Annotated in this window: 12 protein-coding genes; 7 read left to right on the top strand and 5 right to left on the bottom strand. The window is 56.6% G+C overall.

Annotated elements, in window-relative coordinates; all coding sequences use genetic code 11:
* Positions 1 to 65 precede the first annotated feature (65 nt).
* Both PGR23_RS01800 and PGR23_RS01795 read left to right on the top strand, forming a co-directional pair.
* A complete protein-coding gene (locus PGR23_RS01800; RefSeq protein ID WP_396279530.1) occupies positions 66 to 1,877 on the top strand; it encodes an adenine deaminase in 1,812 nt (603 codons plus the stop codon).
* 2 nt (positions 1,878 to 1,879) lie between these two features.
* A complete protein-coding gene (locus tag PGR23_RS01795; protein WP_045376687.1) occupies positions 1,880 to 3,223 on the top strand; it encodes an NCS2 family permease in 1,344 nt (447 codons plus the stop codon).
* Here the strand turns inward: PGR23_RS01795 and PGR23_RS01790 are convergent.
* The gene (locus PGR23_RS01790; RefSeq protein WP_047051025.1) at positions 3,213 to 4,112 is read right to left on the bottom strand and encodes a LysR family transcriptional regulator; all 900 of its coding nucleotides are present in this window, start codon (positions 4,110 to 4,112) and stop codon (positions 3,213 to 3,215) included. The two genes, PGR23_RS01795 and PGR23_RS01790, sit on opposite strands and share 11 nt — an antisense overlap.
* 183 nt (positions 4,113 to 4,295) lie before the next feature.
* Between PGR23_RS01790 and PGR23_RS01785 the strand changes: the two genes are divergently transcribed.
* Both PGR23_RS01785 and PGR23_RS01780 read left to right on the top strand, forming a co-directional pair.
* On the top strand, positions 4,296 to 4,613 hold the full coding sequence (locus PGR23_RS01785) for an RcnB family protein (RefSeq protein WP_015365753.1): 318 nt from the start codon (positions 4,296 to 4,298) through the stop codon (positions 4,611 to 4,613).
* Positions 4,585 to 5,058, top strand: coding sequence for a GNAT family N-acetyltransferase (locus PGR23_RS01780; RefSeq protein WP_047051024.1), 474 nt, complete (start codon positions 4,585 to 4,587; stop codon positions 5,056 to 5,058). The genes PGR23_RS01785 and PGR23_RS01780 overlap by 29 nt, the downstream gene beginning before the upstream one ends.
* On the opposite strand, the gene apbC is transcribed toward PGR23_RS01780, so the two are convergent.
* Positions 5,055 to 6,164: an iron-sulfur cluster carrier protein ApbC gene (gene apbC, locus PGR23_RS01775; RefSeq protein WP_015365751.1), complete on the bottom strand. Its 1,110-nt coding sequence runs from the start codon at positions 6,162 to 6,164 to the stop codon at positions 5,055 to 5,057. The two genes, PGR23_RS01780 and apbC, sit on opposite strands and share 4 nt — an antisense overlap.
* A gap of 151 nt (positions 6,165 to 6,315) precedes the next feature.
* On the opposite strand from apbC, the gene metG reads away from it, so the two are divergent.
* Both metG and PGR23_RS01765 read left to right on the top strand, forming a co-directional pair.
* On the top strand, positions 6,316 to 8,349 hold the full coding sequence (gene metG / locus PGR23_RS01770; RefSeq protein WP_045377042.1) for a methionine--tRNA ligase: 2,034 nt from the start codon (positions 6,316 to 6,318) through the stop codon (positions 8,347 to 8,349).
* Positions 8,350 to 8,489: 140 nt separating this feature from the next.
* On the top strand, positions 8,490 to 8,954 hold the full coding sequence (locus PGR23_RS01765; RefSeq protein WP_047066101.1) for a YehR family lipoprotein: 465 nt from the start codon (positions 8,490 to 8,492) through the stop codon (positions 8,952 to 8,954).
* Positions 8,955 to 8,997: 43 nt separating this feature from the next.
* Here the strand turns inward: PGR23_RS01765 and PGR23_RS01760 are convergent, their stop codons facing one another.
* From PGR23_RS01760 to PGR23_RS01750, 3 genes are read right to left on the bottom strand one after another with little or no spacing between them, the layout of a single operon-like run.
* Positions 8,998 to 9,465: a DUF1456 family protein gene (locus tag PGR23_RS01760; protein WP_015706088.1), complete on the bottom strand. Its 468-nt coding sequence runs from the start codon at positions 9,463 to 9,465 to the stop codon at positions 8,998 to 9,000.
* Positions 9,466 to 9,518: 53 nt separating this feature from the next.
* The gene (gene btsR / locus PGR23_RS01755) at positions 9,519 to 10,238 is read right to left on the bottom strand and encodes a two-component system response regulator BtsR (protein ID WP_045391229.1); all 720 of its coding nucleotides are present in this window, start codon (positions 10,236 to 10,238) and stop codon (positions 9,519 to 9,521) included.
* A complete protein-coding gene (locus tag PGR23_RS01750) occupies positions 10,232 to 11,920 on the bottom strand; it encodes a sensor histidine kinase (protein WP_047066103.1) in 1,689 nt (562 codons plus the stop codon). Before PGR23_RS01750 ends, btsR begins: the two co-directional genes overlap by 7 nt.
* A gap of 199 nt (positions 11,921 to 12,119) precedes the next feature.
* Between PGR23_RS01750 and PGR23_RS01745 the strand changes: the two genes are divergently transcribed.
* The gene (locus PGR23_RS01745) at positions 12,120 to 12,851 is read left to right on the top strand and encodes a MerR family transcriptional regulator (RefSeq protein ID WP_045391234.1); all 732 of its coding nucleotides are present in this window, start codon (positions 12,120 to 12,122) and stop codon (positions 12,849 to 12,851) included.
* The last annotated feature ends 20 nt before the right edge of the window (positions 12,852 to 12,871 follow it).

The raw sequence follows: 12,871 nt of genomic DNA, 5'->3' as shown, positions 1-12,871 counted from the left end.
ATTCATCTGGGCAAACGTTTGCTGTGCCCCTAGAGTATCCGCATTATCCTTGTGGCGGAGTTGTTATGTCCAGCAATGCTGAAGTCCGTCGTCGCGCCGTACAGGCCGCGCGCGGCGAGTCCCCGTTTGATCTGTTGCTTATCGATGCGCAGATCGTCGATATGGCCACTGGCGAAGTCCGCGACGCTGACGTCGGCATTGTGGGTGAAATGATTGCCAGCGTGCATCCGCGCGGTAGCCGCGCCGACGCCCATGAAGTGCGCTCGCTGCAAGGCGGCTATCTGTCGCCCGGCTTGATGGACACCCACGTACACCTTGAAAGTTCGCATCTACCGCCCGAGCGCTATGCCGAAATCGTCCTGACGCAGGGTACCACCGCGGTATTCTGGGATCCGCATGAGCTGGCCAACGTGCTCGGCGTCGATGGCGTGCGCTACGCGGTTGACGCCAGTCGCCACCTGCCGCTACAGGTGATGGTGGCCGCGCCGTCCAGCGTCCCCTCTACGCCAGGTCTCGAAATGTCCGGCGCTGATTTCGCCGGCGCTGAAATGGAAACCATGCTCGGTTGGCCGGAAGTACGCGGCGTGGCGGAAGTGATGGATATGCACGGTGTGCTGAACGGTAGCGAACGGATGCAGGAGATTGTTCAGGCCGGGCTTAACAGCGGCAAACTGATTGAGGGACACGCCCGCGGGCTTAGCGGTGCTGACCTGCAAGCGTACCTCGCCGCCGGCGTCACCTCCGATCATGAGCTGACTTCAGCGGCCGATGCGCTTGAAAAACTGCGCGCCGGGCTGACTATCGAAATTCGCGGCTCACACCCCTATCTGCTGCCCGATATCGTTACGGCGTTAAAAACGCTGCCGCATCTCTCTTCGCAAATCACCGTCTGCACCGATGACGTCCCGCCGGATATGCTGCTGGAGAAAGGTGGCATTATCGCTCTGCTCAACCTGCTGATTGAACACGGTTTGCCAACGGTCGATGTGCTGCGTTTCGCCACCCTCAATGCGGCTATTCGCCTGCAGCGTAACGATCTTGGGCTGATTGCCGCAGGACGGCGCGCGGATCTGGTGGTGTTTGATTCGCTGGAGAAACTCGAGGCTCAGGAGGTCTACGTCGGCGGCAAACTTATCGCTCGCAGCGGTCACCTGCTAACCCCCCTTGCCGCCGCGCCCGGCGTGACGCCGCCGCGTGATACTCTGCAGTTAGCACCCCTCGCCGCGGAAGACTTTATCCTGCGAATTAAGGGCATTCGCCATGGCGTCGCCCGCCTGCGCCACATCAGCGGCGCGCGCTTCACGAAATGGGGTGAAGTAGAAGTACAGATCCGCGACGGCGAAGTACAACTGCCCGCGGGCTTTAGCCTAATTTGGGTTAAGCACCGCCACGGCCGCCATCAGGCAACGCCGCAAATCGCCCTGCTCGAAGGCTGGGGCGAGCTGCGCGGCGCCATCGCCACCAGCTACTCGCATGATTCACATAACCTGGTCGTGCTCGGGCGCGATGCTCAGGATATGGCCCTAGCGGCAAATCAGCTGATCGCTTCCGGCGGCGGAATGGCGCTGGCGCAACAGGGCGAGATCCTGGCCCATGTGGCAATGCCGATTGCCGGCATGCTCTCCGATCTTCCCGCCGCCGAGCTGGCGCGGCAGTTCCGCGAGCTGCGAGATTTAAGCAGTAAAGTCGCCGACTGGGAGCCGCCATACCGGGTATTTAAAGCGATTGAAGGCACCTGCCTCGCCTGTAATGCCGGGCCGCATCTAACCGATTTGGGTCTCACCGACGGCGGCAGTCGCCAGATATTTGACCCGTTGATAGCCTGCCGGGAGACACCGGCGCCAACTCATCACAACAATAATCCTCAGGGAGCCTGAGCATGGCCGATAACACACTTCATACTTCTGCCCGTAGCCACTGGCTGGAGCGCCGCTTTGCGCTGCACTCACGGGGCGGTTCGCTACGCACCGAATGCCTGGCCGGGATCACCGGCTTTCTCGCCGCCGCCTATTTACTGGTGGTCATTCCAGGGCTGCTGGCGATTGGCGGAATGGATAAAGGCGCCGCCACCACCGGCACTATCCTGGTTTTTGTCGCCGGTTCGCTATTGATGGCGTTTTATGCCAACCTGCCGTTTATCGTCGGCCCGGGCATTGGCGGCTCGGTACTGGTAGGGGTGACGCTGGCGGGCAGCGAAGGTATTGGCTGGCAGATTGGCCTCGGAATTGCCTGCTGGTCGGGGATCCTCTTCTTCCTGTTGACCCAATTTGGCCTGCGCGAAGTGGTCACTCGCTCGGTACCGCAGTCAATTAAGCTGGGGCTGACGGCCTCGATCGGGTTGTTCGTCGCGGTTCTCGGCTTTCGCAATGCCGGGCTGGTGTTGGCGAATGCCAAAACCAACGCCCTGATGCTCGGCGATTTTCTTGCCCCCGGCGCGCTGGTGGCGCTGTGCGGCCTGTTTCTGGCGATAGCGCTACAGGCGCGTAAAGTGCCCGGCGCGATACTGTGGGCCATTCTGTTCGCCACCCTGGTGGGTATTCCGTTCGGGGTAACAAAGCTGCCGGGCAGCTTTATTGATGTTCCGCACTCGCTGGCTCCGGTGTTCGGGCAAATCGATCTGTTGGGGGCATTAAATATCGCCTTTCTGCCGTTCCTGTTCGTCTTTTTCGCGTCCGAGTTTTTCTCGACCATGGGCACGACCCTGGCGGTCGGTGGCGAAGCGGGTTTACTGGATGAAGAAGGTAACATGCCGCAGATTAATCGCCCGTTTATGGTCGATTCGATTGCCGCCGCGCTGGGCCCGTGGGTCGGTATTCCGGCGGCTACGGCGCTGATTGAATCATCCGCGGCGGCGGAAGCCGGCGGCAAGACCGGCCTCACGGCGCTCTCGGCGGCGGTGATGTTCCTGTTGATGCTACTGTTTACGCCGGTGGCGCTCATGATCCCTAAAGAGGCCACCGCGCCGGCGTTAATTCTGATTGGCCTGAATATGTTCAGCGGCCTGCGCAAAGTCGATCTGGGTAACTTTACCGATGGACTGCCGGTCCTCATGATGGTGATGATTACGCTCATCGCCAACAGCTTCGGCACCGGTATTGCCGGCGGACTGCTGTTTTACATTGTCATCAAAGCGATCGCCGGCAAGTGGCGTGAAATTCCGATTGGCCTGTGGGTGCTGGCGATCCCGCTAATCTATTATTTCGCGACCTTAGTTAAGCACTAAGCGCTTCACAATGTGATTTCACCTCTTGATATAACAAACGCACCGCGGCAGAGAGCTGTTTGCGGTGCGGACAAATCATATTCAACGGCGTTAAATCGCCCTGATAGTCCGGCAGCAGCCGCACCAGTCTTCCTTCCCGCAGATCGTCGCTGACATCGAGAAACGATTTATATGCGATCCCCTCCCCGGCTACCGCCAGCCGACGGATCACCTCCGCATCATCGCTCATAATCGCGCCGTTCATCTCCACGGTATGTACTTCATTACCTGAAATCAGCGGCCAGCGGTCAAAAGGCCGGCCGCGTAATACATACAGTAGCGCACTGTGCCGGGATAACTCCTCCAGACTACTGATTTGACCGTGGCGGGCAATCCACTGCGGTGAAGCGACTAACACCCGGCGATTCTCCGGCGCGACCGGCAGCGAGATAAACGAAGCGTCTTCGTGGTAGCCGTAGCGAAAAGCGACATCCACCGGATCTTTAAACACGTCGGTCAGATGATCGGAAAAGTGCAGCCGCAGACTCAGCGCCGGATGACGTTCGCGAAAAGCGCAAAATACCTTGAGCAGCAGGTTGCGCCCAAGGTCGGATGGCACAGAGATTTGCAGCGTGCCGCGCACTTCATCCCCCGGCGCCTGAATTTTCTGTAACCCGGCCTGTAAGGTATCGAGCATCTGAGTGGCATAGGGCAACCAGGTTTCGCCCTCCGGAGTCAGACGCAGGCTACGGGTCGAACGAGCAAAGAGGCGAATATTAAGCGTCGTTTCCAGGCGTTTGATCGCCGCGCTTACCTGCGCTGGCTGCTGCCCCGCTTCTCGTGCCGCCTCGCTAAAACTGCCTAACGCCGCCGCGCGGACAAATAAGGTCAGATCTTCCAGCCTGAACATGCCAATTCTCCAAAGCTTCAGAATGCTCCCAAAATAGCGATTTACCGCGTAACAACGCAAGCGGCACAAGACTTCAGCCGTGTTTTGCTTACACTTTTTAAAAAACCAGTGCTTGCCATTTCAGCAGCGCTTCAGGAATGATACGAGGCTGCTATTTTGAGTCCAGGTAATATTGAGGAAAATATGCGTAAAACAAAAATGATGCTTCTGGGCGTACTTCTTGCCAGCGCCAGCGCAAGCTGGGCGGCGCCGGCCTCCGGGATTGAACAGTATGCGATGAAAGAATTCACCGCTGATTTTACCCAATTTCATATTGGCGATACCGTGCCGGCGATGTACCTCACTCCTGAGTACAACATCAAGCAGTGGCAATTGCGTAACCTGCCCGCGCCGGATGCCGGCAGCCACTGGACCTACATGGGCGGCAACTATGTTCTGATCACCGACACCGAAGGCAAGATCCTGAAAGTGTATGACGGCGAGATCTTCTATCATCGCTAAGCTCTCACTATCGCCGCAGTTGCGTATTCGTCCTGGCCGCGACAGCGACTACCCTCGCCTGCGTCAGCTGTTTCTTGACGCGCGTCTTGCCTCGTGGACATGGCTTAACGGCGATCAATGGCGGTTGGAAGATTTTGATGCCGTAGTGCAAGACGAACAGCTATGGGTCGCCGAATGCGGCGATGTGCTGGCAGGATTCGCCTCGGTGTGGGTTATCGACAACTTCCTGCATAACCTGTTCGTGGATCCGCAGTGGCAGGGAAAAGGCGTCGGTAGCCTGCTGCTGGAACAGGTTCAGCGCTCATTTAAGCGCAGCGGCACGCTGAAGTGCCTGTCGCGAAATGAAAACGCCCTGCGCTTCTACCAGCATCACGGCTGGAAAGTCGAAGCGCAGGGCGCGTCTCCTGACGGAGATTATTGGCTGATGCGTTACACCCAGCCTTAAACGGCGCGGAAGGCGATCTCGCTCGGGATAACTTCGCCCTGCCAGTACATCTGCGCCGCCACGCGTCCCGCCAGCTGGCGGTAGATATCGGTAAACTCGCTTTCCGGACGCGCAATGACCGTCGGCGTGCCTTTATCCAGGTCTTCACGCAGCGTGATATGCAATGGCAACTGGCCTAGCAACTGGGTGTGATACTTCGCCGCCAGCTTCTCGGCGCCGCCGGTGCCAAAGATAGGTTCGTGGTGGCCACAGTTGCTGCAGATATGCATGCTCATGTTTTCCACGATCCCCACGACCGGCACTTCCACCTTCTCAAACATCACGATGCCTTTTTTGGCGTCGATCAGCGCGATGTCCTGCGGCGTCGTCACCACTACCGCGCCGGTCACCGGAATGTTTTGCGCCAGGGTCAGCTGGATGTCGCCCGTTCCCGGCGGCATATCCAGTACCAGGTAATCCAGATCCGGCCACAGCGTCTCTTGAAGCATCTGCATCAGCGCCTTGCTGGCCATCGGGCCGCGCCACACCATGGCGTTGTCGTCGGTTACCAGATAACCAATGGAGTTAGTCGCCAGGCCATACTTCATGATCGGCGCCATATGGGTGCCGTCCGGCGACGTCGGGCGGCTGTCTTCGGCGCCGAGCATGGTCGGAATCGACGGACCATAGATATCGGCATCGAGAATACCCACTTTGGCCCCTTCCGCCGCCAGCGCCAGGGCGAGGTTCACGGCGGTAGAAGATTTGCCCACCCCGCCTTTACCGGAACTCACGGCGATGATGTTTTTCACGCCATTAATGCCCGGCTGGTTTTTCACTCGCTTCAGGGTGGCGATACTGTGAGAGAGCTTCCAGTCGATGGCCTTCGCGCCGGTAATGCGCAGCAGCTCGGCGCTGCATTGCTCCTTCAACGCCTCAAACGCGCGGGTCCAGACGAACGGCATTTGGATCTCGATATGCACGGTATCGTCAAGCCAGGCAACATGGTGCAGCGCCTTTAGCGTGGTGAGGTTATGCTTCAGGGTTGGGTGCTGGAAATTAGCCAGAGTCCCGGCGACCATCGCACGTAGACGTTCGGGGGATTTGGCCTGGGATTGCGAACTCATCCCGACTCCTTTGTTATTGTGAGTTGATTCTTGTCCGTTAAGTTTACCTGAAAGGGAATAATTCCCCCACAATAAGCTTTGGGCTTACCAAATTATTGCCTTTCAGGTAACATCAAAAGCCCTTTTTACAACAGAAGATGTAATGCCCACTATGACTCAAGTCGCGAAAAAAATTCTGGTAACGTGCGCGCTGCCGTACGCCAACGGCTCTATCCACCTCGGCCACATGCTGGAGCACATCCAGGCTGATGTCTGGGTCCGTTACCAGCGAATGCGCGGCCACGAAGTCAACTTCATCTGCGCCGACGACGCCCACGGCACCCCGATTATGCTGAAAGCGCAGCAGCTTGGCATCACCCCGGAGCAGATGATTGGCGAGATGAGTCAGGAGCATCAGACCGATTTTGCCGGTTTCGATATCAGTTACGACAACTACCACTCGACGCACAGCGACGAGAACCGCGAGCTGTCGGAGCTTATCTATACCCGTCTGAAAGAAAACGGTTTTATTAAAAACCGCACTATCTCCCAGCTCTACGACCCGGAAAAGGGCATGTTCCTGCCGGACCGTTTCGTCAAAGGTACCTGTCCGAAGTGTAAATCTCCGGACCAGTACGGCGATAACTGCGAAGTCTGCGGCGCGACCTACAGCCCGACTGAACTCATCGACCCGAAATCCGTGGTGTCCGGCGCGACGCCGGTGATGCGTGAATCTGAGCACTTCTTCTTCGACCTGCCGTCCTTTAGCGAAATGCTGCAGGCGTGGACCCGCAGCGGCGCGCTGCAGGAGCAGGTGGCGAACAAAATGCAGGAGTGGTTCGAATCCGGCCTGCAGCAGTGGGATATTTCCCGTGACGCGCCGTACTTTGGCTTTGAAATTCCGAATGCGCCGGGCAAATACTTCTACGTCTGGCTGGATGCGCCGATCGGTTACATGGGTTCCTTTAAGAATCTGTGCGATAAACGCGGCGACACAACCAGCTTCGATGAATACTGGAAGAAAGATTCCAGCGCCGAGCTATATCACTTCATCGGTAAAGACATCGTTTACTTCCACAGCCTGTTCTGGCCGGCCATGCTTGAAGGCAGCAATTTCCGTAAGCCGACCAACCTGTTCGTTCACGGCTATGTCACGGTAAACGGCGCCAAGATGTCCAAATCTCGCGGCACCTTTATCAAAGCCAGCACCTGGCTGAACCATTTTGATGCCGATAGCCTGCGCTACTACTACACCGCTAAGCTCTCTTCGCGCATCGATGATATCGACCTGAACCTGGAAGACTTTATCCAGCGCGTTAACGCCGATATCGTTAACAAAGTGGTCAACCTGGCCTCACGTAACGCCGGCTTTATCAATAAACGCTTTGACGGCATGCTCTCTGCTGAGCTGGCTGACCCGGCGCTGTATAAAACCTTCACCGATGCGGCTGCCGCTATCGGCGAAGCGTGGGAAAGCCGCGAGTTCGGTAAAGCAATCCGCGAAATTATGGCGCTGGCCGACGTCGCTAACCGCTATGTCGACGAGCAGGCGCCGTGGGTGGTGGCCAAACAGGAAGGCCGTGACGCCGACCTGCAGGCAATCTGCACCATGGGGCTGAACATGTTCCGCGTATTGATGACCTGGCTGAAGCCGGTTCTGCCGGGGCTGAGCGCGCGCGCTGAAGCGTTCCTCAACACCGAGCTGAGCTGGGACGCCATCCAGCAGCCGCTGCTGGCGCACAAGGTTAACGCTTTCAAAGCGCTGTACAATCGCATTGAGATGAAACAGGTCGAAGCGCTGGTGGAAGCCTCTAAAGAAGAAGTTAAAGCCGCCGCCGCGCCGGTGACTGGCCCGCTGGCCGATGATCCGATCCAGGAAACTATCTCCTTTGACGATTTCGCCAAGGTGGATATGCGCATCGCGCTGATTGAAAACGCCGAGTTCGTCGACGGTTCCGATAAGCTGCTGCGCCTGACCCTCGATCTCGGCGGCGAGAAGCGCAACGTCTTCTCCGGCATCCGATCCGCCTACCCGGATCCGCAGGCGCTGATTGGCCGTCTGACGGTGATGGTCGCCAACCTGGCGCCGCGTAAAATGCGCTTCGGTATCTCCGAAGGGATGGTGATGGCCGCCGGCCCTGGCGGGAAAGATATCTTCCTGTTAAGCCCTGACAGCGGCGCACAGCCGGGTCAGCAGGTTAAATAACCCTCCGCAAAAGCGCTGCTCCGGCAGCGCTTTTTTTATTCCCTTCACGCCTTCTGTTGCGACAACGTGTAATCGCCATAATAATCATTACTGTCTGCTCCTCTCTGGACGCGCAATACCACTCAACATAGGGAATCGTGATGAAATTTAACCGCAAGATGGCTGGCGTGCTGGCCGTATCCGTTCTGCTGGCGGCCCTCGCCGGCTGCGATAATAAAAAAGAAGAGACTAAAACCTTTGCGCTGAATACTAACGGCGTCGAACTTAGCTTTACCTACCACTATGACGGCGACAAAGTGCTGCGTCAGGATGCCGACAATACCATTCCCTATAAATCGATCGGCGCCGAAAATAAAGAACAGGCGCGGGCGATTATCGAGCCGATCAGCAGCGTCTATCGTAATCTGCAGGGCGTTGAGCAGACCATCGACTATAAAGATTCCTACGCGCTTGAACATCTGACCGTGGATTTCAGCAAAGCGAAAATCAGCGAGCTGTGCAAGCTGCCGGGCTCGATGTTCACCGACTGCTCACAGCAGTTTGTTTCGCTATCAGTATCGACTAAGCTGCTGGAATCGCAGGGTTTTAAAGAAGTGAAGAAGTAAAGAGATACAGGGCCCGGGCGCAGGCCCGGGTCAAGTCAGGCGCTTAGCCTTTGGCGTGCTCGCGCTCGGTAAGACCGCGCAGGAAATAGCGCAAAAACTGATCGCCGCATTCACGGTAGTTTTTATGGTCCGGCGCGCGCATCATGGCGGTAATTTCAGGCATCGACACGCGGAATTTTTGCTGAGTCAGGATCGCCAGAATGTCGTCGGTCTTCAGCGAGAAGGCGATACGCAATTTTTTCAGTACGATATTGTTATTCACCCGGCGCTCGACCGCCAGCGGCGGCGCCGACTCATCTTTACCACGCTTGTCGTAAATCAGACCGTTGAGGAAATTCGACAGTACGACATCCGGGCAGCGCGCAAACCCTTCTTCGTCTTCTTTTTTCAGCCAGGGTACCAGTTGTTCCGCACTCACCGGCGCATCCGCCAGCGCAAAGATACGTACCAGACCGTTATTATTCGTTTTCAGGGTGTAGCGCAGGCTACGTAAAATGTCGTTACTGATCATAATGCCTTCATGATGAAAAATGCTGGCGCTAAGTCTACCATGATTCCGCGTTTTTACAGACCAATCGCCTCTTTCAGGCTTTTCAGATAACGACGGCTGACCGGCACCGTTTGCCCGGCGCGCATCAGTAGCTCCGCCTGGCCGTTCTCCTCAAGGCGGATCTCTTTCAAATGCGCCATGTTAACCAAATACTGACGGTGGCAGCGCAGCAGCGGCGTTCGGCTTTCCAGAGTACGCAGAGTCAGCTCGGTAAAACCTTCTTTGCCTTCGCTATCGGTGACGTAAATACCGCTCATTCGGCTGCTCACAAAAGCCACATCCTCCATTTGCAGTAGCCAGATGCGGCTGTGACCGGTGCAGGGAATGTACTTCAGCGCCTGCTGGGCATCCTCCAACAGTGATACATCCTGCAGACTGCGCTCCTGGCGCAGGCGGCCCAGCGTTTTCTCCAGCCGGACGTTCTCAATAGGCTTGAGGAGATAATCGAAAGCGTGCTCTTCAAACGCCTTCACCGCATATTCATCGAAGGCGGTTAAAAAGACGATATAGGGGCGATGTTCAGGATCGAGCATGCCAACCATCTCCAGCCCACTGATACGCGGCATTTGAATGTCCAGAAACAGCACGTCGGGACGCAGCTTATGCACCGCGCCAATCGCTTCGACGGCATTGCCGCATTCGCCAACGATTTCTATATCGCTTTGCTCCTCCAGCAGGATGCGCAGGTTTTCCCGCGCCAGCGGCTCATCATCGACGATTAAAACTTTTAGCATGCATTTTCCTCCACAGGCAGTCGCAGCGTGATGCGGGTAAAATGTTCCGCTTCGCAAGCGACGCTAATTCCGCAGTCGGCGCCGAAGCGCGTGCGCAGTCGTCTGTCCACCAGACTCATCCCAAGCCCGCTGGCATTAGGGTTATCACGGTAAAGCCCGGCATTGTCTTCCACATCCAGCTGTAGCCAACGCTCATGCTGACTGGCGCGAATGGTAATTTCGCCCACGCCAAGATGCTGAGAGGTGCCGTGCTTGATCGCGTTTTCGACTATCGGCTGTAACGTAAATGCCGGTAGCTGGAGATGCTCAAGCGACGCTGGCACCTGCATGCGTATCTGCAAATTATCCTGGAATCGCGCCTTCTCAATTTGCAGATAGGCATTCACATGTTCAATTTCGTCCGCCAGGGTGACAATCTCCGTTGGTCGCTTCAGATTTTTGCGAAAGAAGGTCGATAAATACTGCACCAGTTGCCCAGCCTGATCGCTATCACGGCGGATCACTGCCTTCAGCGTGTTCAGGGCGTTGAACAGAAAGTGCGGGTTAACCTGCGCGTGTAGCAGTTTAATTTCCGACTGGGTCAGCAACGCTTTCTGTCGTTCATACTGGCCGGCAAGGATCTGCGCCGACAGCAGTTGCGCTATCCCCTCCCCCAACGTGCGGTTAATCGAGCTGAACAAGCGGTTTTTCGCTTCATATAGCTTAATAGTGCCAATAACCCGTTGATTCTCACCGCGCAGCGGAATGACCAGCGTCGAGCCCAGTTTACAGCCGGGGTGAATTGAACAACGGTATGGCACCTCGTTGCCGTCGGCATAAACCACTTCGCCGGTATCAATCGCCTTTTGTGTATAGGATGAGGAGATAGGTTTACCTGGCAGATGATGATCGTCGCCGATACCGGTAAACGCCAGCAGCCTTTCGCGGTCGGTAATCGCCACGGCGCCGATATCGAGTTCCTGAATCAGCACCTGAGCGACCTTCATACTGTTCTCTTCGTTGAACCCCTGGCGCAGGATCCCCTCGGTGGAGGCCGCCACCTTTAACGCGGTGGCTGAAAAAGCCGAGGTGTATTTCTCAAACATCGCTCGCTTATCCAGCAGAATGCGCATAAACAGCGCGGCGCCGACGGTATTCGTGACCATCATCGGCGCGGCGATACTCTGCACCAGGTGCAACGCATCCTGGAATGGCCGCGCAATGAGCAGAATTATCAGCATCTGTACCAGTTCAGCGAAAAAGGTAATCGCCCCGGCGGTAAGCGGGCTGAACACTTTATCCGGACGTCCGCGTTTAATCAGTATGCTGTGTACCAGGCCGCCGAGCAGCCCTTCGACAATGGTCGACACCATACAGCTTAACGCCGTCATGCCGCCCAGCGAATAGCGATGCAAGCCGCCGGTCAACCCCACCAGACCGCCGACCACCGGGCCGCCGAGCAGGCCACCCATCACTGCGCCAATAGCGCGAGTATTAGCAATAGAGTCTTCGATATGCAGACCGAAATAGGTCCCCATAATGCAAAAAATCGAGAAGGTGACATAGCACAGCAGCTTATGCGGTAAACGCACGGTGACCTGCATCAGGGGAATGAACAGCCGCGTTTTACTCATCAGCCAGGCGATAACCAGAAACACGCACATCTGCTGGAGCAGCAGCAAGACCAGATCGAACTCGTACATACCCGCCAACCACACAACCTTTGAAAGCGCGTAACATACACTGCCCGTCCATAACTTTCTTTGAAGCGATACAAGAAAATGATAAATCATGGTGACGATCACACTTCCCACCGTCTCGCCGGCGCCGTAAAGCGCAAAAAATGAACAATTGATAAACCCCTTCTACAGTTAAATGAGGAGCACACGGCGGGAGGGGAAAATGGCGCTGTATACGATAGGCGAAGTGGCTCAGCTTTGTGATATCAATCCCGTGACGCTGCGAGCCTGGCAGCGACGTTATGAACTCATCAAGCCGCAACGCACCGATGGCGGCCATCGTTTATTCAATGACAGTGAAATCGATCGCATCCGCGAAATTAAGCGCTGGATTGATGCCGGCGTTCAGGTCAGCAAAGTAAAAAACCTGCTGCCCGATCGCGAAGCGGATGTCGAAGACGGCTGGCGCGAACAGCAGGAAATCTTGCTCGGTTTTCTGCAGGAAGGTCATTACCAACGCGTGCGGCTATGGCTCAAAGAGCGTAGCCACAGCTATAGCGCACAGATGCTGGTGCATCATCTGCTCAATCCGCTTCGCCACCGCCTGCTAAGCCCTCAGCCGACTTTACTGGCGCTGCGTAGCCTGCTCGATGGTATCTTAATCAACCACATCGCCCAATGTCTCGCCCATGCCTGGAAGCGCCCCGGCCATCACGCGGTGGTGGTGGGCTGGAACACCGATGACACCACTCAATTATGGCTGGAAGGTTGGATCGCCTGCGAGCAGGGCTGGCGGGTGGATATCGTCGCGCACTCGCTTAATCAGATCCGCCCGCAGCTATTTCCTGACAGCACCCTGCTGGTGTGGTGCCCCGCGCCGCCGGGTAGCCCTCAGGCAGCGCAGCTCCGCGAATGGGAACAGCGGGAAAATCTGATCTGGCTAAATAGCAATTAATGTTTCATTAACACCTGCGC

The organism is Klebsiella sp. 141162 (assembly GCF_050600755.1).
Lineage (GTDB): Bacteria > Pseudomonadota > Gammaproteobacteria > Enterobacterales > Enterobacteriaceae > Klebsiella > Klebsiella aerogenes.
Note: the sequence above shows the minus strand (reverse complement) of the source record. Positions and strands in the feature narration are given on the sequence as shown.